We start from the raw sequence: 25543 nt of genomic DNA on the forward strand, positions 1-25543 counted from the left end.
TCGTCGAGACCGAATCGACGCCCGTGGACAGCGAATTGATCGCCGTGGAGATCGAGGTCGACAGCGAGTTCACGCCCGTCGACAGCGAGTCGATGCCCGTCGACAGCGAATTGACTGCGGTCGAGGTCGAGGTCGACAGCGAATTCACGCCCGTGGACAGCGAGCTGACACCCGTGGAAAGCGAATTGACACCCGTCGACAGCGAGTTGATCGCCGTGGAGGTCGAGGTCGACAGCGAGTTCACGCCGGTCGACAGCGAGTTGACACCCGTCGACAGCGAATCGATCGCGGTCGAGGTCGAGGTCGACAGCGAATTCACGCCTGTCGACAGCGAGTTCACGCCCGTCGACAGCGAGTTGATCGCCGTGGAGGTCGAGGTCGACAGCGAGCTCACGCCCGTGGACAGCGAGGTGACACCCGTAGACAGTGAGTTGATGCCCGTCGAAGTCGAGGTCGACAACGAGGTCACGCCCGTCGACAACGAATTGATCGCCGTGGAAGTCGAGGTCGACAGCGAGGTAACACCCGTCGAAAGCGAATTGACGCCGGTGGACAACGAATTGATCGCCGTGGAGGTCGACGTCGACAGGGAGTTCACGCCCGTCGAGACCGAATCGATGCCCGTCGACAACGAATTGACCGCCGTAGAAGTCGAGGTCGACAGCGAATTCAAGCCAGTGGACAGCGAGCTCACACCCGTGGAGAGCGAGTTGACACCCGTGGACAGCGACGTAATCGCCGTGGAGGTCGAGGTCGACAGCGAGACCACGCTCGTCGAGACCGAATCGACGCCCGTCGACAACGAGGTGATCGCCGTAGAAGTCGAGGTCGAAAGCGAGTTCAGACCCGTCGACAGCGAACTCACACCCGTGGAGAGCGAGTTAACGCCCGTCGACAACGAGTTAATTGCCGTCGAAGTCGAAGTCGACAGCGAATTGACGCCCGTGGACAACGAATTCACGCCCGTCGACAGCGAGTTCACACCTGTCGACAGCGAGTTCACGCCCGTCGACAGCGAATTGACCGCCGTGGAACTCGAGGTCGACAGCGAATTCACGCCCGCCGACAGCGACGTGATGCTGGAGGACAGCGAGTCGAAGTTGCCATTCGAAGCCGAGATGGCCGTCGACAGAGAGTTGAAGCCCGAGGACGTCGCAGTCGACAGCGAGGTCAACTGGCCGAAGTTCACCGCATCCAGCGGGTCGGTGCCATCCGCCACGTTCGTCAGTTTCACCGCCGGACCGGCTGCGCGACCCAGCCTGACCGTCGAATGCGACGAATCCGTGTACATCACCGCGTCACTTAGCACCGTCGACAAGCTGCCGACCGTATTGTTCGTGGTGCTCAAACCGGATGACAGCACCGCGACCGTGCTGTTGGTCGTGGAGAGGCCCGTCGACAGCGTGCTCACCGCACTGGAAAGCGATGTGACGTTGCTGTTAGTCGTGGACAGGCCAGTAGACACGCTGGTGATGCCGCTGTTAGCCGTGCTCAGACCCGTCGACAGCGAATTGATGCCGGTCAACGTCGACGTAGACAGCGACACCAGACCAGTCGAGAGGCTACTGACAGTGCTGTTCGTCGTGCTCAGTCCGGTGGACAGCGAGCTCACCACGCTGTTGGTCGTGCTAAGGCCAGTCGACAGCGAACTTACCGCGCTGTTAGTCGTGGACAGACCGGTCGACAGGCTGTCGGCCTTGCTGTTTGCCGTGCTCAGGCCAGTGGACAACGAACTGACAGTGCTGTTGGTTGTCGACAAGCCCGTCGACAGCGAGCTCACCGTGCTGTTCGTCGTGCTCAGCCCGGACGAAAGCGAGTTGACCGCACTGTTGGCGGTGCTCAAACCGGTCGAGAGACTCGTTACCGAACTGGCGGCCGAACTGAGGCCGGTGGAGACACTGCTTACCGAACTGTTGGCGGTGCTCAGCCCCGTCGAGAGACTGAGCACGCTGTCGTTCGTGGTGCTGACGGCGCTCGAAAGACTGGTCACCGCGCTGGTGGTGGTGCTGACGGTCGTGGAAAGACTGGTGACCGTATTCGCCGTGGTGCTAAGGCCGATCGACAGGCTGCTAACCGCACTGTTCGCCGTGCTCAGCCCAGTGGAGAGCGAATTGATTCCCGTCGAAACGGACGACGACAGCGACGTGATCCCCGTGGACGCCGAAATCGACAGCGAATTGAGACCCGTCGAAAGACTGGTCACCTTGCTGGTTGCGGTGCTGACCGTGGTCGACAGCGAATTCACCGTGGTCGACATCGACGTGACAGAACTCGACATCGAGTTGACGGTCGTCGAAGTGGTCGTCGAAAGGCTGACCCAGGTGGTCGACATCGAGTTAATGGCAGTCGACGCGCTGGTCGACAGCGAGCTCAACCCCGTGGACAGCGTGATAACCGCGGTGGACATGCTCGACGATGCATTGAGCACCGAAGTGGACATGGAATCGACTTTCGAGGCCATCGTGGAGAAGCTCGAGGACATCGACTGCGACACCGTACTGATGGAGCCGGAGAGCGACACGGAGAAGCTATACAACTGACCGCCGTTCACTGCGTCCAGGCTGGCACCCGCGATATTCCCGTTCCCCACGTTGCTAAGCGCGACGTTGCTGAATTGGATGGTTGGCGCATTGAAATTGAGCGCAGTCTGAGCAACCATTCCAATGTTTCCATCGGCGCCTACCGATGATACGTAGGTACCCGCGAAGCTCCCAGTGAGAAAGACGCCCGAAAAATTCGTGAAACCGAAACTCGAACCACAACTGGGAGTGCCAAGCCCACTACCAGTCCCGTTGGTACACGCCGTCATGGACTGCGCCCAGGCGCTAGGAGCGCCAAACAACATGGCAACTGATGCGCCAACACCGGCTACCGCGAGCATGGCGCTCTTGGGGCCATCTTTACGCCGACTTACCGCACCGACGGCTTGCTGACCGGTTTCCGCGTCGCATACCGCGCCGTCAGAATTCCGCTTGCCACGCGCCATCGCAGTCTCGGCGACTGCGACAAACGTCCCTACTTTTTCATTCCAAATACTGCGGTATGACTTATTCATAAACCGAATGACCCACAAAAAAACGAGCGTCTTTTATAAAACGAGAAAGGAAACACCCTTGACCACGGCACAGAATATTCAGGAGCACATCTCCGTTGAAGCGGACATGTCCTAAATTCTTTGAAACCAGACCGAAAACGCACGAAATTTAGACTCAGACTAAATTTCGGAGCTTTCTGATTGACCAAATATCACCACGACAAACAAGCAATGCAGCGCAAATCGTTAAGACTTATCTCAAGATAATGGCTTTATAAAGGCGCAATCTAAAGCGCAAGACGTCGACGCCATAAGCGCAGACTCTTGCCGATTACCAACGAATCTCTTAGGTACTGGGACGCAGACGTGAACGCGAAAAGGCGATATGGCTGATCGCTAGATCAGACATGCCGCCTGTAGAACTTCAAAGGGAAGATGCTGAACCGAAGGCTTACCGCAACGGCTTTTTGGTTAACGCGTCGAGCAGTGCTGTGTAGCCACTGACGAGTTCCGCGTTGTCCGGCAAATAGCGCGCTATCGCCGCCCGTTGTTTATCGCGATATTCCGTGAGCTGCGAGTCGTGATGATCGATTGCTTCGATCACCCGTCGCGCGCCCTCGCGCACGTCATTGGCCTGATAGTAGTAGCCAAGGTCCGTGCACAACGTCGCGTTGTGCACCAGCGGGTAGCCCTGCCAGCACACTTCCAGGTAGAAATAGTTCAGCGGGTTTTCCCACTGGTGCGATACGACGATATCCGTGTGATGCGCCAGATACCCCGGCGTTTCAAAGCGGCCCAGGAAGACAGCCTTATGATTGCGCACGATATCGAGCTGATTCATCAACGCGATAAATTCTTTGCAATTTGTTGCAATGGACTGCGCGTTGGTCACCTGAAGCAGTTCGATGTCATTCGGACGTTCGCGGTAAGCAAGTTCCGCAATAAGCGCCGGATAGAAGCAGAACTTCACGACATTGATGTTCGGCTCCATCACGCTCAAGCGACGCGGCCCCGACTTCGCCTGATACTCGCCTGAATTCGGCAAGGCGGCCGTACGCACGTTCAGGAACATCGGGCTCCATATGAACGGCACCACCTGCGCGGTCTGCCGTCGCAACACTTCGAAATACGGCGCGCTGATGTTCGCGACCTGCGGAATCATCCAGATGTCGTCGTAACGCTGATTCACGAACAGGTTATCGCCGAAGGTCGGCCTGTTGAACAGGATCGACTCCATCGCGTGAACGTATTCGAAGCCGCAGCAGTACGAGATCAGCCGCGCGCCGCGCCGCTTGAGGTACTCGGTGGCGTTCGCATCGATCTGGCCACCGAGTTCGATCAGCACATCGACGTTGTCCTTCGCGGTGTCGAATGTCACCGTCGGCCAGCGTTCAAGATCCCACGGCAGTTGTTTCGTGATCGCAACGTGTGTCGTATTGACGAGCACGACGCTTTTGACGTTCGGGCAGTTCTTGAGCGCTTCCGCCAGAAACACGGCGTTCTGCTTGATGCCGTTGTTCCACAATGTTTCGGCCTCGTGAAACAGACCGATGGTGATGCCAATTCGCAACTTCTTCATTACTGGTTACTCCATTGCCTTGCGGCGCATCCGTTTGACCAGGGGCTTATGCCCGCGCGTACACCGCTTCGATCGCTTCCGTGTAAGCCCGGACGTTGTCCTCATTCTCGGGATCGAGCGTGTGGAGGAATTTCCTTGCCGTCGCGCGATAGCTCTCGAAATTCGCGTCGTGCTCCGCGAACGCGCGAAGCAATGCGCGCCCGCCTTCTTCACAATCAAAGTCGTGATAGCGATAGCCGCAATCGCCGATCAGATGCGAGTTGTGAATCAGCGGATACCCGCCGTGAAGCGCTTCGTAATAGACGTAGTTCTGCGGGTTTTCCCACTGGTGGCTCACGACCGCATCGACCGAATGCGGCACGATATGAGCGAACGGGAAACGGCCCTCGAAGTTGCCGAGGCCGTGCTTCACGTAATCGAGGCTTTGTGCGAATCCAGCGAACGCGGGGTGATCCTTCAGCTTGAACGTGTTGTAGGCCCACACGCGTTCCAGCATGTCCGGATTTTCGCGATGCGCCGCTTCGCACGCGAGCATCGGGATATAACTCGTCTTCACCATGCAGACGTTCGGCTCGAAGATGCCCACGCGCCAGCGGCGGCGCCCCGGCTGATACCCGAACTTGACACCCTGCAGCTTCGCGGCTTCCCGCTCGAGCACGACCGGACTCCACAGGTGCGGCATGAGCTTGACCGGCGCACGGAACAGCGTCTCGAAATACGGCTTGCAGCTGACTTCGTATTCCGGCAGCGTCCAGACCTCGTCATACGGCGAGCCCGTAATGAGCATTGCGTGCTGAAGGTTGAACACCATGCGCTCGATATCGATGACGTAGTCATTGCCGACGCGCATCGTAATGATCTTGCCGCCCCGCTCGCGGAACTTCACCGACCATTCGCGGCCCAGTTGCGCGCTCATCTCGATCATCACGTCGAGCTTCGACATGGCCGTTTCCATGTCGATGAGCGGCACCGGGGAATCCGAGAGAAAACGCTTGGCGTCTTCGGGACCGCCGTCGCCGCCGCCCGTAACGAGGTACGTCGACTTCACGCGCGGCGAGCGCATGAGCAGCATCACCAAGTACAAGCAGTTCTGGAAGATTCCGTTTTCCCAGAGCGATTGCTCGCCCTTGCGGATGAAGATGGAAACGCCGATGTTGATCCGCTCCGGCATGCGGGATGTGCTTTGCATGTTCATACGCCTACTTTGAGCTCGGTTCCATGACAGAGGTTGATCAATCGGTCCGCGAAAGCGTTGAGGTTCACTTGATTGAACGGATCGACCGCATCGATTACGCGCTGCGCGCGCGCGCGATAGTCATCGAGCGAAGCGTCGTGCTCACGGAACGCGCGCAGCAACTGGCGGCCGCCCTCTTGCGCATCGAAGCCGGGATAGTAGTAACCGGCATCCTTTAGCCACGGCGAGTTGTGAATGAGCGGATAGCCGCCATACAGCACGTCCAGATACAGATAGTTCTGATCGTTGCCCCACTGGTGCGACACCACGGCGTCCGAGTACTGCGCCATGAAGCCGGCGATGTCGTTGCGGCCGTGGAACGTCGCCTTCGAGTCCTTCACGATGTTCAGCGAGTTGGCCATGTACGTGAGGGTCGGATGGTCCTTCATGTGCATCGTGTTGAGCACGTGCATGGCGGAGACGCTCGACGGATCTGCGCGATAGGCTTCCTCGCACACGAGCATCGGAATGCTCGACGTTTTCACCACCGAAATATTCGGCTCGTAGATCGAAACGCGGAAACCTTGCGGCTGAATGGCCGGCTGATCCGGCTGGCCCGAGCGGCGCTCGTAGCCGAAACGCAAGTTGTGCTCTTCCACTTCCGCGATGCGCTTCTCGAGAAACTGCGGATGCCAGATGAACGGAATCAGATGAACCGGGCAGCGATGCAGGGTGCGCATCATCGGGATGGAGAGGCGATCTTTCGACATAAGCCAGACTTCGTCGTAACGGTCCGGGCGCATGACGTGCACCGGCTTGTCGAAGACTGCAGACTCGGTCAGGCCAACATACGGCTGACCGCAGCAGTAATACGCGACCTTCTTGCCGCGTGCACGCATCAGGTCGAGCCATTGCGTATCCAGCGCGCCGCCCATTTCGAAAATGACGTCGACGTTATCGGTCGCGTCCGGGATGCGCATAATGCGCAGGCCTTTCGAAGCCGCGTCCACTTGCGGCGGCAACGCGTTCTGGTCACCGACGTCGATCAGTGCAACGCTTTCGACGAATGGAAGCTTCTGCAGCGCCTCCGCAAGAAAGATCACGTTCTGGCCCAGGCCGTTTTGCCAGATGTTTTGGCCTTGATGCGTGACGACGGAAATCCCGACTCGAATGGTCATTGAATGACATCCTAAAAATACGAAATTGCGCTTTTTGAAAAAGAGGTTCAGCGACAACTGCGATCACTACGGGCGGCACGATGCAACGTCGGACAGCGCCTGCAGTGGGAATAGAGCTATAGGTGCGGAATTGGGGAAGAACGGTAGGAGAACGCCGAGACTTCCGTATTGACTTGCTTCCGCAATTAACAATAGAAGAACTTCTGAACCGGAATATATATAAAAAGCGCCGGGATTCCCAGTAAATCCGGGATTAATGAGAGTCGTCTTATGCGATGCTCAAAAATCGATAAGCGTCCTAGTCGAGTTCATTTCAAAAATCGGATTTTTCTGATTCACAAAATGAACAAATCGTATTGCGGATAGGGAGTTGGCTCGCGCTAGATCAGCAGGTGCGCGCGATAGGTCGGCAGATGGCAGATGCCAGATGGCCGGGCACGGAAGGCCGGACCGAAACAAAAAAGGCGCGCGAAACCGCTCTTGCAGTCTCGCGCGCCTTCAGGAGAAAACGCTTAGTGTTGCGGCGCGAGTTCGCTTGCCGCGCGCGCCAGGCGCGTGACCTCTTCCCAGTTCTGCGCAGCGAGCGCGGCCTTCGGCGTCAGCCACGATCCACCAACGCAGACCACGTTCGGCTGTGCCAGGAAGTTGGTCGCAGTCTCGGCCGTGATTCCGCCGGTCGGACAGAATTTGAGATTCGGGAACGGGCCGTAGAACGCTTGCAGCATCGGAATGCCGCCCGCTTGTTGCGCCGGGAAGAACTTGACGATCTCGTAACCCAGTTCCATCGCGGTGATGATGTCGCTCGGCGTCATCACGCCAGGCAGGAGCGGCAAGCCCGCGTCCTGCGCGGCCTTGTGCATGTCCTTTGTCAGACCCGGCGATACGCCGAACTGCGCGCCCGCCTTCTTTGCCTGCGCGCAATGCTCAGGCTTGGTGATCGTGCCCACGCCGACGACGATATCGTCCGCCAGTTGACTCGCGCGTTCGATAGCGGCGATGCCAGCCTGCGTGCGCAGCGTGATTTCCAGCACCTTGACGCCGCCCGCATGCAGCGCGCGCGACACCTGTTCGCCCTGCTCGACCGATTCAAATGCGAGCACCGGAATCACCGGTCCCAGACGCACGATTTCGCTTACCGTTTTCATGTGATGCGACTCCTCGTTTTTATGCGGCGCCAACGGCGGCGATCCGCGGGTTTCTCTCAGGTTCGAGCGGCAGAATGATCAGTGATGCGTGGCGTGCGCCTTATTAAGCGCCGATGCAGCCGCTTTCGCGTTGTCCGACAGCGGGCCGCGCGCAGAGGATGACGCTGCGCCGTCCGCCTTCCCGGCGTGAGGGGCAGCCGCGCCGATCAGCGCGCCGAACACCGATGCGCCCTCTTCCGCCGGCAGCGCCGCGCTTCGGAATACGCCGAACAGTTCGCGCCCGAACCCTGCTTCATTCTCGGCCTGATGCAGCGGCGCTTCGACTTCGCGCGAATCCCATTCTGAAGCGTCGACTTCGATATCCAGCACGCCGGCGGGCGCATCGATCACGAGCATGTCGCCCGTGCGCACTTTCCCGAGCGGTCCTTGCAAGAGCGTCTCGGGCGACACATGGATGACGGCCGGCACCTTGCCCGACGCGCCCGACATGCGCCCATCGGTCACCAGCGCAACGTGGAAGCCCTGATCCTGCAACACGCCGAGCAGCGGCGTCAAACGATGCAACTCAGGCATGCCGTTGGCGCGCGCGCCTTGAAAGCGCACGACGGCGACGAAATCGCGCTTGAGCTGGCCGCGGTCGAACGCTTCCTGCACTTCTTCCTGCGAGTTGAAGACGATGGCCGGCGCCTTCACCACGCGATGCTCCGGCGCAACCGCCGAAATCTTGATGACGCCGCGCCCGAGCTTGCCCTGCATCAAACGCAGGCCGCCGTCCGGCTGGAACGGCTCGCCGATGCCGCGAAGCACCTTTGTGTCGTGGCTCTCGGGCGCGCCGTCGACCCACTGCAGCTTGCCGTCGATGAGCTTCGGCTCTTTGGTGTAATGCGACAGCCCCTTGCCGGCAACGGTCTGCACGTCTTCATGCAACAGCCCGCCTTCGAGCAGATTGCGCACCAGAAATGCGACGCCACCTGCCGCATGGAAGTGATTCACGTCGGCTTTGCCATTCGGATAGATCTTCGCGAGGAGCGGCACGACTTGCGACAGCTCGTCGAAATCGTTCCAGTCGATGATGATGCCCGCCGCGCGCGCAATCGCCACGAGGTGCAGCGTATGGTTCGTCGAGCCGCCCGTTGCAAGCAGCGCAACGATTCCGTTCACGATCGCCTTTTCATCGACGACATGGCCGATCGGCGTGTAATTGCCGCGCTCCAGCGTGATATCCAGCACGCGGCGCGCGGCCTCGGCGGTCAGTGCGTCGCGCAAAGGCGTGTGAGGATGCACGAACGCCGCACTCGGCAGATGCAGGCCCATCACTTCCATCAACATTTGATTGCTGTTGGCCGTGCCGTAGAACGTGCACGTGCCGTGGCCGTGGTACGCCGCCGCTTCCGCTTCGAGAAGCGTGCCGCGATCGCATTTTCCTGTCGCGAACTCCTGACGCACCTTGGCCTTCTCGTCATTGGTAATGCCGCTGGTCATCGGGCCGGCGGGTACGAAGATGGTCGGCAGATGACCGAACTGCAGCGCGCCGATAGCGAGCCCCGGTACGATCTTGTCGCAGATGCCAAGGCACAGCGCCGCATCGAACATGTTGTGCGTGAGCGCGACCGCCGTGCTCATCGCGATGACTTCGCGGGAAAACAGCGACAGCTCCATGCCGGCATTGCCTTGCGTGATGCCGTCGCACATGGCCGGCACGCCGCCCGCGAATTGCGCAATGCCGCCGTGCTCGCGCGCCGCCTGCTTGATGATGTCCGGGAAGTTCTTGTAGGGAGCGTGGGCCGAGAGCATCTCGTTATAAGACGAAACGATGCCGATGTTCGGCTCGCGCACCGCCTTGATCGCGATTTTCTCCTGGCCTTCGAGACCGGCAAAACCGTGAGCCAGATTCGCGCACGAGAGCGCGCCGCGCGCCGGGAACTTGCCGTGCGCCGCGTCGATGCGCGCGAGATACGCGGCTCGCGTCGGCTTGCTGCGCTCGACGATGCGATCGGTCACTTTCTTGAGTTGGGTATGCGGGGAAACCATCGAAGCTCCTTCGTCTCACTCCCGGCGCGCTTGCCGTCGAGGTTGGATGATCGTTGTGGGGAACGGCGGTCCGGCCTTTGCTGTGTCCTGTTGCCGAGGCCTTCGATGTTAGTAGAAAAACTACATGCCGACAACCGCAAAAAACGATGCTTTCACCACTGACCGCATTGAAATAAGCGTTGAATAATCTGTGATTTACGGGATTTCCCTAAGATTGAACATCTTACATGTAGTATTTGTACGCGATGAATCATCAGCTATAGTCCTCAGCATTTTCAGCATAGGCGAGATTTCCGATGTTGCTGTCCCAAGTCGAAGCAATGCGCGAACAACTGCGGCCATCCGAGCGCAAGCTGGCCGACTACGTGCTCGAAGCGCCGCGCGAAGTGCTCGACCTGTCGATGACCGACTTCGCGGTGCGCGCCGGCGTCAGCCAGCCGACCATTGCGCGTTTCTGTCAGGCGCTGGGTTTCTCGGGCTTTCGCGAATTCAAGATCCGGCTGGCTCAGAGCGTAGCAGCGGATGTTCCCACGGTTTATCGCGATGTACGCGCCGACGAGCCCGCCTCGGGCGTTGCGGCCAAGGTGCTCGATCGCACGATCGGCGCGCTGATTGCCGTGCGCAACAGTCTGTCGTCTGACAGCGTCGCGACCGCAATCGCGATTCTGGCCGACGCTCGACGCATCGAGTTCTATGGCGCGGGCGGCTCAGGCATCGCCGCGCTCGACATGCAGCACAAATTTTTCAGATTGGGCGTGCCGTCTGTCGCATACTCTGATCCGCATACCTACACCACGTCCGCTGCACTGCTTGGCGCGGGCGATGTCGTCGTCGCAATATCGAACACCGGGCGCACGAAAGACATTCTCGACGCGTGCAAGTCGGCGCTGAACGGCGGCGCCAAAGTCATCGCGATCACGCACGGCAATTCCCCGCTTGCACGTGTGGCGACGGTCGGATTATTCGCAAATGTCGATGAGGACACCGACATTTTTTCACCGATGACATCGCGCGTTTCGCATCTCGCGATCGGCGATATCCTGGCGGTCGGATTGGCGCTTGCACGCGGGCCAGCGCTCGCGGAAAAACTGGCGGAAGCGAAGGACGTGCTGGAAGGGCGGCGATTGAGAGCGTAGACGGGCGCAGGGCGCGTCGACGTCGAATGAGCATTCGATCGCCAGAGTTACTGACAATCCCTGGCACGCCTGGAAGGAGAAATACACATGGACTGCTCATTTACCGTCGAGCGTTTCGAATCTTGCGCGCATGGCGGCAAGGCCGATGAGGCCATCGCAATGTTCAGCGAACTTTGTGTTCCCTTGCGCAAGTACGTGAACATAGATCTGCGGAGCATCATGGACACTTCGGGCGTCTGGCCCCCTCCGAACGAGATGTGGCTCCAGGAGCAGTTCGCAAGACGAATGGCGGCCGCGCTCGTATCGTTGATCGGCAATACGGATTTCGAACTGACGGATGCGCAGTTCTCGAAATTGACGAGTTGCCGCCCCTTCATCCAGCACTTCCTGGGCGCTGCGCCACTGAACAACGCGGACTATGTTGCGCGAAAGTTTCTTCCTTCGGTCGAGAACGGCGACGTTCGACTGCCTTATCCCGACGCGATCAAGCGGCTCAACCTTCTGTGCAATTCCGAATCGCGCCTCGTAATCGACTATTCCGTCTGCATGCGTGCGGATCCGGCGTCGACGCTCAATCTCGCCATTGCGAACGCCGGAGAATTGCTTCCGGGCAGTGCTGAAGCGCACCGCAGACGTGAAGCGCTACTCGACTGGCTTGGGCGGACGCTCGAAGAAGTTGACGACCTGCGCGATATCGACGTGAGCGCGTTGGTGTATCTCTACATGAATTGCACCTATACCGAAGTCGAGCATCGGCATGCAATCAAGCGAAGCGTGAACAAGCTCACGCGCGCGTCTCTCGCCGGTGCCGGGCTAACCGACTTGGATGTGAATCACGGGGCTGAACGACGCGCCAATCGAGTCCGCCCATTGATGCTCGTGGTGCTGGAAGCATTCACGGATGGTCATTCCATTCTGCGCACTCATTCGCGGAATCTGCTCGCCGCCCGCGCGCGCTTCGACGTCGTGGCGATATGTTACCCGTCGGCCATCGAGAAAGCCGGGCGCGAAGTCTTCGATCGCGTCATTGAGATTCCCGATGGCAAGTCGTTTGCCGAAGGCCTCGCCATGATCCGCGAATTCGCGGAGAACGAATGCCCGGACGTGCTTTATATGCCGAGCGTGGGGATGTCGCTGCTGACGATATCGGTCTCGAACATGCGTCTCGCGCCCTTGCAAATTGCCGGTTTGGGGCATCCCGCGACCACGCATTCCGACTGCATCGACTATGTGAGCGTCGAGGACGATTATGTCGGCGATCCGGCATGCTTCAGCGAAGCGCTGCTGCGGCTTCCGAAAGATGGTCAGCCGTATCGGCCCTCGCTGCGTCTGGGGACGATACCGCCGAGAGGGAGCAAAGCGCCGGGCAGTGTGCATATCGGCATTGCGAGCAGCCTGATGAAGCTCTCGCCTAGCTTTCTCGCTGCGTGCAAGCAGATTCTCGAGCGCAGCAAGGTCCCGGTCGTCTTTCACTTCATGACGAGCGGCGGCGACATCGCCAGCCTCATGCACTTGCGCCGCGTGGCCTCATCGATCATTCCTCGTAATCGCGTAGCAATCACGGCGAGCTTGCCGTACATGGACTACATCGGTTATCTCAACGACATGGACATGTTCCTGAGCCCCTTCCCGTTCGGCAACACGAACGGCATCGTGGATGCGTTCACGGTCGGGCTGCCGGGCGTCTGCAAGACCGGGCGGGAAGTGTTCGAGCGCATCGACGGCGCGATGTTCATGCGCGCCTACATGCCGGGCTGGCTGGTCGCGGATACGGCGGAGGAATACGTCGACGCCGCAGTGAGGCTGGCGAACAATCGCGAGGAACGGGAAGCGCTGCGCAAATACATGCTCGAAAAGAACATCGTTCAGCGCTTCTTCGAAGGACGTCCGGAAGTGTTCGGGGAGATGGTGCTCGACCTCGTCGACAAGCAAAAGGCCGAACACGCGTCTCTCAGAATGGCTTGATCACCACGAGCAAGGTTGCAGCGAGCAGCCCGAGCACGGGCAGCTCGTTGAACATGCGATACCACTTGTCGGAGCGCATGTTCTCGCCGCGCTGAAAAGTCCGCAGCAAACGCCCGCAATAAGCGTGATAGACGATCAGCAACACGACGATGCCGAGCTTCGCGTGCAGCCAGCCTTGCCCTCGTCCGATGCCGACGCCGAGCCACAGCCAGAGCCCGCAAGCCAGCGCGGGCACCGCGATGAACGTCATGAACCGGAACAGCTTCCTCGCCATGAGTAGCAGACGGGCGGTGGCGGCCGGATCTTTTTCCATCGCCAGATTGACGAAAATGCGCGGCAGATAAAACAGCCCCGCAAACCACGACGCGATCAGCACAATGTGCAGCGATTTAATCCAGAGCATCGCTTGCCTTATTGACGCACTTCGCCGTGGCCCAGCACCACATATTTCAGCGACGTCAGCCCTTCGAGCCCGACCGGCCCGCGCGCATGCAGCTTGTCGTTCGAGATGCCGATTTCCGCGCCGAGCCCGAACTCGAAGCCATCGGCGAAACGCGTCGATGCGTTGACCATCACGCTCGCGGAATCGACTTCGCGGAGGAAACGCATCGCGCGGTCGTGGTCTTCGGTAACGATCGCGTCGGTGTGATGTGAGCCGTAAGCGTTGATATGCTCGATCGCTTCGTCCATGTCGCCGACGATCTTCACCGCCAGCACGGGCGCGAGATATTCGGTGCTCCAGTCGGCTTCCGTAGCGTCGACGAGCGAGCCGATGTGCGCCGCTTCCAGCACCGCGCGCGATTCGGCGTCCACGCGCAATTCGACGTCCTTCGCCTGGAATGCACGCGCCAGCAACGGCAGCGCCTCGCTCGCGATACCCCGCGCGACCAGCAACGTTTCCATCGTGTTGCAGGTGCCGTAGCGATGCGTCTTCGCGTTGTCGCAGATCGCCGCCGCTTTCGCGAGATCCGCGCGGTCATCGACGTACACGTGGCAGATGCCGTCGAGATGCTTGATCATCGGCACGCGCGATTCTTCCATCAGCCGCGCGATGAGGCTTTTGCCGCCGCGCGGCACGATGACGTCCACAAACTCGGTCATCGTGATCAGCTTGCCGACCGCCGCGCGATCCGCCGTCTCGACGACCTGCACCGCGTCCTGCGGCAACGCGGCCGCCTGCAGTCCCTCGCCGATCAACTTTGCGAGCGCGGTGTTGCATTCGAGCGCCTCGGAGCCGCCGCGCAGGATCGTCGCATTGCCGGACTTGAGGCAGAGCGCCGCGGCGTCGATGGTCACGTTCGGCCTCGATTCATAGATGATGCCGATCACGCCCAGCGGCACGCGCATCTGGCCCACCTGAATGCCGGTCGGCCGAAACTTCAGGCCGCTGATCTCGCCGATCGGATCGGCCAGCGACGCGACTTGCCGCAAGCCTTCGACCATCGTGTTCAGCGCCTTGTCGGAGAGCGTGAGGCGGTCGATGAACGCCGCGTCGTGGCCCTTCTCGCGAGCGCGTGCGAGGTCACGCGCGTTTGCGGCCTTGAGCGTCTCGCGTTCGCGCTCGATCGCGGTCGCGACTGCGACGAGCGCCGCGTTCTTCGCCGCCGTCGACGCCCGCGCCATCGCGCGGGAAGCCACGCGGGCGCGGCGGCCGAGGTCGGTCATGTATTGATCGATGTTCATCTGGGTCATTCCGTCTGCCGGTTCCGCGCGCCGGGCGCGGCGTCGCTGAAGTGTGGCGTCAGCGCGATGGGAAAGCGCGTCCGGTGCGTTGAAAGCCGGACGCTGAAACAGTCATTCTAAGCCGTGAAGCGTTTCAGCGACGCGGTCGCGCCGGTGCGGCGGCCGCGGCTTTCGATGGCGAGCCGCCCTGCGCGACGGCCATCGCCAGTTCGAACATGCCCGCCCACGGATCGGGCGGCGTTTCGCTGCCGCGTTTGCCCGCGCTACCCGACAGCCCCTTCACTTGCCGATCCAGCCGAGCCGCCAGCGACAGCGCCTTTTCCAGCGCCTCTTCCGTCACGCGCGAAAGCGCCGGGCCGATCAAACGCTCGCGCGGCCCCCAAACGCGGTTTTCGCGCAAAAGCGTGGCGAGCGGCTTGCCGGACGCGACGCCGCGCTTGATGCGCAACAGCGTCCGCACTTCTTCGACGAGCGCCCACAACACGAGCACAGCCGCCTCGCCCTCGCCCTTGAGGCCGTCGAGCATGCGCGAGAGGCGGCCGACGTCGCCCGTCAGCATCGCTTCGTTGAGCTTGAACACGTCGTATCGCGCGACGTTCAGCACGGCATCGTGAATCTGCTCGAAACTCAGCACGCCTTGCGGATACAGCAAGCCGAGCTTCTGGATTTCCTGATGCGCGGCAAGCAGGTTGCCCTCGACTCGCTCCGCGATGAAAACCAGCGCGCGCCGCCCTTCTTCGCCCGGCGCGACGCGCTGACCTTGCTGCGACAGGCGCTGGCCGACCCACATCGGCAACTGCGCGCGCTCGATCGCATCGATCTTCAGCGCGACGCCAGCGCCGCTGATCGCCGTGAACCAGGCCGATTTCTGCGTCGCCGAATCGAGACGCGGCAAGGTGACGAGCGTGACGACGTCAGGGTTGTCGGCGGCGGCGAGCGTCTTCAACGCTTCCGCGCCTTCCTTGCCGGGCTTGCCCGTGGGGATTCGCAGTTCGATGAGCTGACGGTCACCGAATAGCGACATCGACTGCGTGGCGCCGATGAGCGCGCTCCAGTCGAAGCCGCGCTCGACGGTGAACACCGTGCGATCGGTGAAGCCGGCGGCACGCGCCGTCGCCCGGATGCGGTCGCACGCTTCCTGCGCGAGCAGGTGCTCGTCGCCATACACGACGTAGAGCCCCTTCAGGCCTTTGGCGAGGTGCGCTTCGAGCGCGTCGAGCTTCAGTTGCATGATGACCGATAGACCGATAGCCGCCGGCGATCAGAGCGGCGGCGTCGGCAACGGCGCACGCGGCGCGATGCCCGGCGTCTGCTCGCTCGGCAATGGATGCAGCGAACGCACGACGGCAAGCCGGCGCGTCAACTGATCAACCGCGTCCATCCGCATGTCGTTGTAAAGCAGCGTCGCTTCCTGCGACTTGGCGAGCGTGTACTGGTCGCTGTAGGTCATTGCACGATTCAGCGCGATCACGCTCTGGGGAATCAGCACCGTGCCGTCCGCACCGATCAGCGAGTAAGCCAGGTTGTAAGTCAGCTCGTATTCCTGCACGACGCCCTGCGAGTTCAGGCTCAGCGTGCCCAGCCCCTGCCCTTCGGAAAGGAAGAGCGTGGCGTCGGGCTTTTCCCAGCCCTTGACGATCACCGTGTCGCTGCCGCCCTGCACCATGCGTTCGAGGCGCGCGACCATCTGCGGCACGCCGCCCGACACCGCCAGCCGCTTGAACGCATAGTCCTGCTGGCCGCGCAGCTGGAAGCCGCACGCGGACAGCGCGAGCGCGCCGCCGAGAAGCGCAAGGAACGAACGCCTGCGCATGCCGGCTCCCGGCGTTGTCGTTTCGGTACGTTGCTGCACGGCTTGTCCCGTCACACTCACTCCCTTGGCTTCAGCCATCAGACGACGACGTTTACGAGACGCCCCGGCACCACGACGATCTTCTTCGGCGCGCGGCCTTCCGCGAACTTCTCGAACATCTCGTGCGCGGTCGCGGCCTTCTCGATATCTTCGCGCGATGCCGCCTTCGGGACCGTGAGCGCGCCGCGCACCTTGCCGTTTACCTGCAACACGAGCTCGATCTCCGATTGCTCGAGCGCGGCTTCGTCGACCTTAGGCCAGGGCGCGTCGAGCAGCGGACCGAACAGCTCCGCGTATCCGAGTTCCTGCCACAACTGGAAAGCGATGTGCGGCACCACCGGATACAGCACGCGCAGCAGCACGCCGAAGGTTTCGTTCAGCACGCCGGCGCTGCTGCTCTTCGCGCCTTCGAGCGCGTTGAGCATCTTCATCGCGGCGGACACGACCGTGTTGTACTGCAGGCGGCCGTAGTCGAAATCCGCTTGCTTGAGCACGCTGTAGATTTCGCGGCGCAGCGTCTTGTCAGCGTCGGTGAGCGTCGATGCATCGAGCTTGCCGTGCTGGCGCAGCGCGTCCGCGTTGTCGTGGCCGAAGTGCCATACGCGGCGCAGGAAACGGCTCGCGCCTTCCACGCCCGCGCCGGACCATTCGAGCGATTGCTCCGGCGGCGCCGCGAACATCACGAAGAGACGCGCCGTATCCGCGCCGTACTGGTCGATCAGCGTCTGCGGATCGACCCCGTTGTTCTTCGACTTCGACATCTTCTCGACGCCGCCCAGCACGACCGGCTGGCCGTCCGCGATGAGCGTCGCGCCGATCGGGCGGCCCTTGTCGTCGTGCGACACGACAACGTCGAGCGGGTTGTACCAGGTCTTCTTGCCGCTCGCGTCCTCGCGATAGAACGTCTCGTTGAGCACCATGCCCTGCGTGAGCAGGTTCTTCGCCGGCTCGCCGAACTTGACGAGACCCATGTCGCGCATGACCTTCGTCCAGAAGCGCGAATACAAGAGGTGAAGAATCGCGTGCTCGATACCGCCGATGTACTGGTCCATCGGCATCCAGTAATCGGTCCGCTCGTCGACCATGGTGGCGGCGTCCGGCGCGCTGTAGCGCGAGAAGTACCAGGACGAATCGACGAAGGTGTCCATCGTGTCGGTTTCGCGCTTCGCCGCCGCGCCGCACTTCGGGCACGAGCAATTCAGGAACGCTTCCGACTTCGCGAGCGGATTGCCCGTGCCGTCCGGCACGAGGTCTTCGGGCAGCACGACCGGCAGATCCTTTTCCGGCACCGGCACGTCGCCGCAGCTCGGGCAGTGGATGATCGGAATCGGCGTGCCCCAGTAGCGCTGGCGCGAGATGCCCCAGTCGCGCAGACGCCACGTCACCTGCTTGTCGCCGAGGCCCTTTGCCTTCAGGTCGGCCGCGATCGCGTCGATGGCTTCCTCTGTCGTCAGGCCGTCGTACTTGCCGCTGTTCACGAGCCGGCCGGCGGTCTTGTCGGCGTACCACTCTTGCCACTCGTCGGTCGAGTAGGTCTTGCCTTCGACCGCGATGACCTGTTTGATCGGCAAGCCGTATTTCTTGGCGAACGCGAAGTCGCGCTCATCGTGCGCCGGCACGCCCATCACCGCGCCTTCGCCGTAGGACATCAGCACGTAATTGCCGATCCACACTTCGACGTTCTCGCCCGTCAGCGGATGCTTGACGAAGAAGCCGGTCGCCATGCCCTTCTTTTCCATCGTGGCGACATCCGCTTCCGCGACGCCGCCGCGCTTGCATTCCTCGATGAACGCCTGCAAATCCGCGTTGTCCCGCGCGAGGCGCGTGGCGAGCGGATGCTCCGCCGCGATGGCCGCGAAGGTCACGCCCATGATGGTGTCGGCGCGCGTGGTGAACACGCGCAAGAGCTTCGATTCCCCGTCGATTTCATACGGGAAGCCGAAGTTCACGCCGAAGCTCTTGCCGATCCAGTTCTGCTGCATGATCTTGACGCGCTCGGGCCAGCCGAGGCCTTCGAGATCGTCGAGCAGTTGATCCGCGTAATCGGTGATGCGCAGGTAGTACATGGGGATTTCGCGCTTCTCCACGAGCGCGCCCGAGCGCCAGCCGCGCCCATCGATGACCTGCTCGTTCGCGAGCACCGTCTGATCGACCGGGTCCCAGTTCACCGTGCCCGTCTTCTTGTACGCGATGCCCTTTTCCAGCATCTTCAGAAACAGCCACTGGTTCCACTTGTAGTACTCGGGCGAGCATGTGGCGACTTCGCGCGACCAGTCGATAGCGAGGCCCATCGACTGCATCTGCTTCTTCATGTACGCGATGTTGTCGTAGGTCCACTTGGCGGGCGGCACGCCGTTCGCCATCGCCGCGTTCTCGGCGGGCATGCCGAACGCGTCCCAGCCCATCGGCATCAGCGTGTTGTGGCCGTTCATGCGCAGATAACGGTACATCACGTCGTTGATGGTGTAGTTGCGCACGTGGCCCATGTGCAGCTTGCCCGACGGATACGGCAGCATCGAGACGCAATAGAACTTGGGTTTAGTCGACGTCTCGGTCGTCCGGTAGACGTCGTTCGCGCGCCAGTTGCTCTGCGCGGCGGATTCGACGTCGGCGGGTACGTATTTATCGTGCATGGTGTGTGTCTGGCTTGGAGCGAATGCTGGGAACGGACCTCGGGAACGACACGGCTGCGCACGCACGTATCGCGTGGCCTTCGCTTTCGGCTTCGGTCTTCGTCGGGAATGCGGCCCCGGCGATGCGGGCGCACCGGACGGGCAAAGGGCGATTATACCGTCGCGGCAGTCCGTGCTGGCGCGCGCGACTTCGTGCGATGAGGCTTGGCGTGCGCGCGTTTCGGGTCAGGCGGCCTGGTCGTTACGCGCTGATCAGGTTGCGAAGAATGCCGGGCCGCACAGCCGAAGCACGCGCATGTCCCCGCGGTATCGGGCGTTGCTTTAGTGGAGCTTGCCGGCCTCGCCGATGGAAAGCGGAGGAGCTGCGGCGTCCCCCGCCCCGGCCAGGACGCTACCGCTCAGCGCAAGCCGAGCACGTCCTGCATGTCGAAGAAGCCGGTCTCGTGCGATTCGAGGAAGCGCACCGCACGCAACGCGCCCTGCGCGTAGGACAGACGGCTCGCCGACTTGTGCGTGATCTCGACGCGCTCGCCGATGCCCGCGAACAGCACCGTGTGATCGCCGACGATATCGCCGCCACGGATCGCCGAAAAACCGATGGTCGACGCATCGCGCTCGCCCGTCACGCCTTCGCGCGCATAGACGGCGCAGTCTTTCAGATCGCGGCCGAGCGCATTCGCGACGACTTCGCCCATCGCGAGCGCGGTACCGGATGGCGCATCGACCTTATGCCGGTGATGCGCCTCGATGATCTCGATGTCGTAACCTTGCGCGAAATGCTTCGCCGCGTACTCCAGCAGCTTGAGCGTGACGTTCACGCCGACGCTCATGTTCGGCGCGAACACCACGCCGATCTTCTCGCCCGCCTGCTTCAGTTGCGCCTTCTGCTCATCCGAAAGACCCGTCGTGCCGATGACCATCTTCACCTTGTGACGCAGCGCGGCCTCGAGATGCGCCATCGTGCCTTCAGGACGCGTGAAGTCGATCAGATAATCGGCGTCGGCGAACACGCGTTCGACGTCGTCGGTCAGCTTGACGCCTGTGTTCTTGCCGAGAAAGGCGCCCGCATCCTGTCCGAGCTGCTCGACGCCCGGACGGTCGAGCGCGCCGACGAGTTGCGCATTGGAATCGTTGAGAACGGTTTCAATCAGCATCCGGCCCATGCGGCCCGACGCCCCGGCAATGGCGATCTTCATGGCTGTCTCGTGTTGAACCGCGCGGCGAGCACGCGGCTGGATGTTGGGGCGCCGCACCGGAAACGCGCGGCGCGAAATCGGGCCGGGCAGCGCGAAAGCCGCGCCGTCCCGATCAGGCTGCCCGCATTACTGCGGCATGGTGAACTGCGCCTGGCCACCCGCGTTCGCAGGCGTGGGCGACGTGCTCGCCGGACCGACCGCGCTGCTGTCCGGGATGTTGATCGTCTGCGGCTTGCGCTGCAGCTGGATCTGCGAATTGCTGCCCTGACTGCCCGCGCCGGGCGCTGCGCCCGCGGTTTGCGGCACGTTAGCGCGCACCGACGATTGCGTGCGGCCGGCCGGCATTTCGACCTGCGCGGTCGCGCGATTGGCGGCCTGCGCGGCTTGCTGATTCGCGTCGCCGGCAAAAGCGGCCGACGTGTTCGGCTGCGTGGACGGCTCGCCACCCGGCGCAGTCAACGCCGGCGCCGATGCCGCCGTGGCCGACGCCGCCGCTGCGACCGCCACCGGCTTCGCGACCTTGACGCCCTTGTCGCCGTCGATTTCAGCGAGCAATTCGAGGTTCGACGGCAGATTCTCTCCGCCCGACCAGCTCACGACGCGATCGCTCGCGAAGTTCACGACGAAGTCACGCTGCTGGACGATGGACGCCGAACCACGCTTGAAGTAGAACACGTAGTCCCAGCGATCCGCGTGAAACATGTCTGTCAACAGCGGCGTGCCGAGTAGCGCGCGGACCTGATCGCGCGACATGCCGACCTGCATCTGGCTTGCTGCTTCCTGCGATACGAAGTTGCCCTGCACGACCGTGATGCGATACGGCGTGATGCTTTGCGCGATCTTCTGCGTGACGCTGTCGTACGTCGAGCAACCCGCGAGCAACGCGGCGAGGGTTGCTGCGATGATGGTTCCCCGCATGCGACGGCTCTCCCTGCAATTCGATAAAAATTTTGAGAACATTTCACCTTTCGCGCACAGCGCCAGAAGGCCGCGCTCCTCTTCACTTTTCACCCGGTGCCGCCTGGATGTCAGGATTTAGAAAAACGCATTACTATGGGAACCTTGAATTGTACTCTAGGGATGCCTAGCGATGACCAATCCCGCCGATCTCAAAAACATCGGGCTCAAGGCGACCCTGCCCCGCCTCAAGATTCTCGAGATTTTCCAACACAGTCCGGTGCGCCATCTGACCGCTGAAGACGTGTATCGCAGCCTGCTCAATGAAGAACTGGACATCGGGCTCGCCACGGTTTATCGCGTGTTGACGCAGTTCGAGCAAGCAGGCCTCTTGTCGCGAAGCAATTTCGAATCGGGCAAGGCTGTGTTCGAACTGAACGAAGGCTCGCATCACGATCACCTCGTGTGCATCGACTGCGGCCGTGTCGAAGAATTCTTCGATGCGGAGATCGAACGCCGCCAGCAATCGATCGCGAAGGAGCGCGGCTTCAAGCTGCACGAGCACGCGCTCGCGCTTTACGGCGCCTGCACGAAGGAAAACTGCCCGCATCGCAAGCACTGAGCACGACGCGCCGCTCGTTGCGGCGTGCTGCGAGAACCGCCGTCCATCGGCTTCGATGGACGGCGGTTTCGTTTCGTCCGTACATTCGGCGATTCGCGTGTTGCCGAATCTCGCCTGCGTTCGGCGCACGCACAAAAAAGCCGCTCCGAAGAGCGGCTCTGCACGACTTCGATCAGGCAGCGCTTACTTGGCGTTTGCCAGCGCGACAGCCGTATCCAGCATGCGGTTCGAGAAGCCCCACTCGTTGTCGTACCAGCTCGACACCTTCACGAGACGGCCCGAAACCTTGGTCAGCGTTGCGTCGAACGTCGACGAAGCCGGGTTGTGGTTGAAGTCGACGGAGACCAGCGGCGCGTCGTTGTAGCCGAGGATGCCCTTCAGCTCGCCTTCCGACGCTTCCTTCATGATCTTGTTGACTTCTTCGACCGTCGTGTCGCGCGCGGCGATGAACGACAGATCGACCACCGACACGTTGATGGTCGGCACGCGGATCGCGTAGCCATCCAGCTTGCCGTTCAGTTCCGGCAGCACCAGGCCGACCGCCGACGCCGCGCCCGTCTTCGTCGGGATCTGGCTGTGCGTGGCCGAGCGCGCGCGGCGCAGGTCTTCGTGATACACGTCGGTCAGGACCTGATCGTTCGTGTAGGCGTGGATGGTGGTCATCAGGCCGTTGACGAGGCCGATCTTGTCGTTCAGCGGCTTGACGAGCGGCGCGAGGCAGTTCGTCGTGCACGATGCGTTGGAGATGACCGTGTCCGATGCCTTCAGCACGTTGTGGTTCACGCCGTACACGATGGTCGCGTCCACGTCCTTGCCGCCCGGCGCGGAGATGATGACCTTCTTCGCGCCGCCCTTGATGTGCGCGCTCGCCTTTTCCTTCGTCGTGAAGAAGCCGGTGCACTCCATCACCACGTCGACGTTCAGCTCGCCCCACGGCAGTTCGGCCGGGTTGCGGTTCGCCAGCACGCGGATGCGGTCGCCGTTGACGACGAGATAATCGCCGTCCACCGACACCTGGCCCGGGAACTTGCCGTGCGCCGTGTCGTACTGCGTGAGGTGCGCGTTGGTCTTGGCATCGCCGAGATCGTTGATGGCGACGATCTCGATGTCGTGCTTCTTGCCGTTTTCATACAAGGCGCGCAGCGTGTTGCGGCCGATCCGGCCGTAGCCGTTGATTGCAACGCGAATCGTCATGGTCTATCTCCTTGGCTTAAAAAAACCTGCTCGCTGACGCGGATTCACGCGGCCAGAACGGTCTTCGCCGTTGCGACGACGTTCTCCACCGTGAAGCCGAAATGCTTGAAGAGCGCACCGGCCGGCGCAGATTCGCCGAACGTGTCGATGCCCACCACGCCGCCTTCCAGGCCGACGTACTTGCGCCAGAAATCCGTCACGCCCGCCTCGATCGCGACACGCGCCACGCCCTTCGGCAGCACGCGCTCGCGATATGCGGCGTCCTGCTTGTCGAACACGTTCGTGCAGGGCATCGACACGATGCGCGCCCCGATGCCTTCCTTCGCGAGCGCCTCGACCGCCTGCATCGCCAGTTGCACTTCCGAGCCGGTCGCGATGAGGATGATCTTGCGTGCGGGAATGTCGTCGTTCCAGTCGCGCAGCACGTAGCCGCCCTTCGCGATGTTCGCGATCTGGATGTCGTCGCGCGGCGCGAATTGCAGATTCTGACGGCTGAAGATCAGCGTCGACGGGCCTTCGTGCTCGATTGCATGCGTCCACGCCACCGCCGTCTCGACGGTGTCCGCCGGACGCCACGTCTGCAATTGCGGAATCAGGCGCAGGCTGGACACGTGCTCGACCGACTGGTGCGTCGGGCCGTCTTCGCCGAGGCCGATGGAGTCGTGCGTGAACACGAAGATCGAGCGCGACTTCATCAGCGCCGCGACGCGCAGCGCATTGCGGCTGTAGTCCGAGAACGTCAGGAACGTGCCGCCGAACGGACGGAAGCCGCCGTGCAGCGCGATGCCGTTGATCGCCGCGGACATGCCGAACTCGCGCACGCCGTAGTTGATGTGATTGCCCCACTGGATGCCAGCGTGGCCCGCATTTGCGTTTTCCGCATCGCCGGCGGCGCGCACCGCTTTCGACGCCTTCCAGTTGGTCAGGTTCGAGCCGGTCAGGTCGGCCGAACCGCCGAGCAGTTCCGGCAACGCGGCGGCGAGACCTTCGATGGCCTGTTGCGATGCCTTGCGCGTCGCAATCGTCTCGGCACGCTGATTCGCGTCTTCGATGATCTTCGCCGCGCTCTGCTTCCAGTCGGCGGGCAACTCGCCCTTCATGCGGCGCGTGAATTCGTCCGCTTGCTGCGCGTACTTCGCGCGATAAGCGTCGAACGCCTTGTTCCAGTCGCTTTCCGCGCGCTGGCCTTGTTCCTTGCCGTCCCACGCCGCGTAGACTTCCTGCGGGATGACGAACGGCTCGTAGCTCCAGCCGATCGCCGCGCGCGTGGCCGCGATTTCGTCGCCGCCGAGCGGAGCGCCGTGCGCGTCGTGACCGCCCGCCTTCGTCGGCGCGCCCTTGCCGATGACCGTGCGGCAGCAGATCAGCGTCGGCTTGTCGGACTTCTTCGCCTGCGCGATGGCGGCATCGACGGCGTCGACGTCATGGCCGTCCACGCCGCGAATCACGTTCCAGCCGTACGCTTCGAAGCGCTTCGGGGTGTCGTCGTGGAACCAGTGCTCGACGTGGCCGTCGATGGAGATGCCGTTGTCGTCGTAAAACGCGATCAGCTTGTTCAGCTTCAGCGTGCCGGCGAGCGAGCAGGCTTCGTGCGAGATGCCTTCCATCAGGCAGCCGTCGCCAAGGAAAACGTAGGTGTGGTGATCGACGATCTTGGCGTCGGTCTTGTTGAATTCAGCGGCGAGCAGCGCTTCGGCGAGCGCCATGCCCACCGCGTTGCCGACGCCCTGGCCGAGCGGACCAGTGGTCGTCTCGACGCCCGGCGTGATACCCACTTCGGGATGGCCCGGCGTCTTCGAATGCAACTGGCGGAAGTTCTTCAGCTCGCTCATCGGCAGGTCGTAACCGGTGAGGTGCAGCAGCGCATAGAGCAGCATGGAACCGTGACCGTTCGACAACACGAAACGATCGCGATCGAACCAATGCGGATTCGCCGGATTGTGCTTCAGGTGGCGCGACCACAGCGCGACGCCAATTTCAGCCATGCCCATCGGCATGCCGGGGTGACCGGAGTTGGCTTGTTGAACGGCGTCCATGGCGAGCGCGCGGATCGCGTTGGCCATGAGGGCGGTCGGGCTGGAAGTCGGGATCGTCATGTCGTGTGTCGGCGGCTACGAGAGCTTGGGGCAGGTGCTGAAATGATCCACGGTGCTTCTTGCCGCATGCCTTCGACCGATGCTTTCGCACCGGGCGCCGGCCCCGCAGCACACCATGTTTTCAGGAC

18 protein-coding genes are annotated in these 25543 nt (G+C 61.9%); 3 read left to right on the top strand and 15 right to left on the bottom strand.

The genetic code is table 11. From position 1 onward, the window contains the following. The 6 genes from BG57_RS34325 to edd all read right to left on the bottom strand — a co-directional run. Positions 1-3055 (bottom strand): ESPR-type extended signal peptide-containing protein (locus BG57_RS34325; RefSeq protein ID WP_420912088.1); only part of this gene is annotated, 3055 nt, incomplete at its 3' end. A 430-nt stretch (positions 3056-3485) separates the two neighbouring features. Beyond that, entirely contained in the window at positions 3486-4613 is a 1128-nt protein-coding gene (locus tag BG57_RS17785; protein WP_035966732.1) for a DUF2827 domain-containing protein, read from the bottom strand. Positions 4614-4659: 46 nt separating this feature from the next. Further along, positions 4660-5808, bottom strand: a complete 1149-nt coding sequence (locus BG57_RS17790; protein WP_052005879.1) for a DUF2827 domain-containing protein — start codon at positions 5806-5808, stop codon at positions 4660-4662. Beyond that, on the bottom strand, positions 5805-6965 hold the full coding sequence (locus tag BG57_RS17795) for a DUF2827 domain-containing protein (RefSeq protein WP_081850936.1): 1161 nt from the start codon (positions 6963-6965) through the stop codon (positions 5805-5807). The genes BG57_RS17790 and BG57_RS17795 overlap by 4 nt, the downstream gene beginning before the upstream one ends. A 512-nt stretch (positions 6966-7477) precedes the next feature. Then, the gene (eda, locus tag BG57_RS17800; protein ID WP_035966734.1) at positions 7478-8110 is read right to left on the bottom strand and encodes a bifunctional 4-hydroxy-2-oxoglutarate aldolase/2-dehydro-3-deoxy-phosphogluconate aldolase; all 633 of its coding nucleotides are present in this window, start codon (positions 8108-8110) and stop codon (positions 7478-7480) included. 78 nt (positions 8111-8188) lie between these two features. Further along, positions 8189-10141: a phosphogluconate dehydratase gene (gene edd / locus BG57_RS17805; RefSeq protein WP_035966736.1), complete on the bottom strand. Its 1953-nt coding sequence runs from the start codon at positions 10139-10141 to the stop codon at positions 8189-8191. Positions 10142-10437: 296 nt separating this feature from the next. On the opposite strand from edd, the gene BG57_RS17810 reads away from it, so the two are divergent. Beyond that, a complete protein-coding gene (locus BG57_RS17810; RefSeq protein ID WP_035966738.1) occupies positions 10438-11277 on the top strand; it encodes a MurR/RpiR family transcriptional regulator in 840 nt (279 codons plus the stop codon). Between the two features lie 87 nt (positions 11278-11364). Beyond that, complete coding sequence (locus BG57_RS17815) at positions 11365-13242, top strand: tetratricopeptide repeat protein (RefSeq protein WP_035966740.1); 1878 nt, start codon at positions 11365-11367, stop codon at positions 13240-13242. Here BG57_RS17815 and BG57_RS17820 read toward each other — a convergent pair. From BG57_RS17820 to BG57_RS17850, 7 genes are all read right to left on the bottom strand, one after another. Further along, on the bottom strand, positions 13229-13645 hold the full coding sequence (locus tag BG57_RS17820; protein WP_035966743.1) for a CopD family protein: 417 nt from the start codon (positions 13643-13645) through the stop codon (positions 13229-13231). The genes BG57_RS17815 and BG57_RS17820 overlap by 14 nt on opposite strands. A gap of 8 nt (positions 13646-13653) precedes the next feature. After that, entirely contained in the window at positions 13654-14925 is a 1272-nt protein-coding gene (locus tag BG57_RS17825) for a glutamate-5-semialdehyde dehydrogenase (RefSeq protein ID WP_035966903.1), read from the bottom strand. A 133-nt stretch (positions 14926-15058) separates the two neighbouring features. After that, positions 15059-16156 carry a DNA polymerase III subunit delta gene (gene holA / locus BG57_RS17830; protein WP_035966745.1) on the bottom strand — a complete coding sequence of 366 codons (1098 nt, stop codon included), beginning with the start codon at positions 16154-16156 and terminating at the stop codon, positions 15059-15061. A gap of 30 nt (positions 16157-16186) precedes the next feature. Next, on the bottom strand, positions 16187-16738 hold the full coding sequence (locus tag BG57_RS17835; protein WP_035966905.1) for an LPS-assembly lipoprotein LptE: 552 nt from the start codon (positions 16736-16738) through the stop codon (positions 16187-16189). Between the two features lie 77 nt (positions 16739-16815). Continuing rightward, positions 16816-19410 (bottom strand): leucine--tRNA ligase, encoded by a 2595-nt coding sequence (gene leuS / locus BG57_RS17840; protein WP_035966748.1) that lies wholly within the window; start codon positions 19408-19410, stop codon positions 16816-16818. A 398-nt stretch (positions 19411-19808) separates the two neighbouring features. Continuing rightward, positions 19809-20606 carry a 4-hydroxy-tetrahydrodipicolinate reductase gene (gene dapB / locus BG57_RS17845; RefSeq protein ID WP_035966749.1) on the bottom strand — a complete coding sequence of 266 codons (798 nt, stop codon included), beginning with the start codon at positions 20604-20606 and terminating at the stop codon, positions 19809-19811. Positions 20607-20732: 126 nt separating this feature from the next. Continuing rightward, complete coding sequence (locus BG57_RS17850) at positions 20733-21524, bottom strand: outer membrane protein assembly factor BamE (protein ID WP_035966753.1); 792 nt, start codon at positions 21522-21524, stop codon at positions 20733-20735. A 172-nt stretch (positions 21525-21696) separates the two neighbouring features. On the opposite strand from BG57_RS17850, the gene fur reads away from it, so the two are divergent. Continuing rightward, positions 21697-22125, top strand: a complete 429-nt coding sequence (gene fur / locus BG57_RS17855; protein ID WP_008342866.1) for a ferric iron uptake transcriptional regulator — start codon at positions 21697-21699, stop codon at positions 22123-22125. Between the two features lie 183 nt (positions 22126-22308). Here fur and gap read toward each other — a convergent pair whose 3' ends face one another. Both gap and tkt read right to left on the bottom strand, forming a co-directional pair. Continuing rightward, positions 22309-23319: a type I glyceraldehyde-3-phosphate dehydrogenase gene (gap, locus tag BG57_RS17860; protein ID WP_035966755.1), complete on the bottom strand. Its 1011-nt coding sequence runs from the start codon at positions 23317-23319 to the stop codon at positions 22309-22311. Between the two features lie 44 nt (positions 23320-23363). Further along, complete coding sequence (gene tkt, locus BG57_RS17865; RefSeq protein WP_035966756.1) at positions 23364-25415, bottom strand: transketolase; 2052 nt, start codon at positions 25413-25415, stop codon at positions 23364-23366. Positions 25416-25543 lie beyond the last annotated feature (128 nt).

The organism is Caballeronia grimmiae (assembly GCF_000698555.1).
Taxonomy (GTDB): Bacteria; Pseudomonadota; Gammaproteobacteria; order Burkholderiales; family Burkholderiaceae; genus Caballeronia; species Caballeronia grimmiae.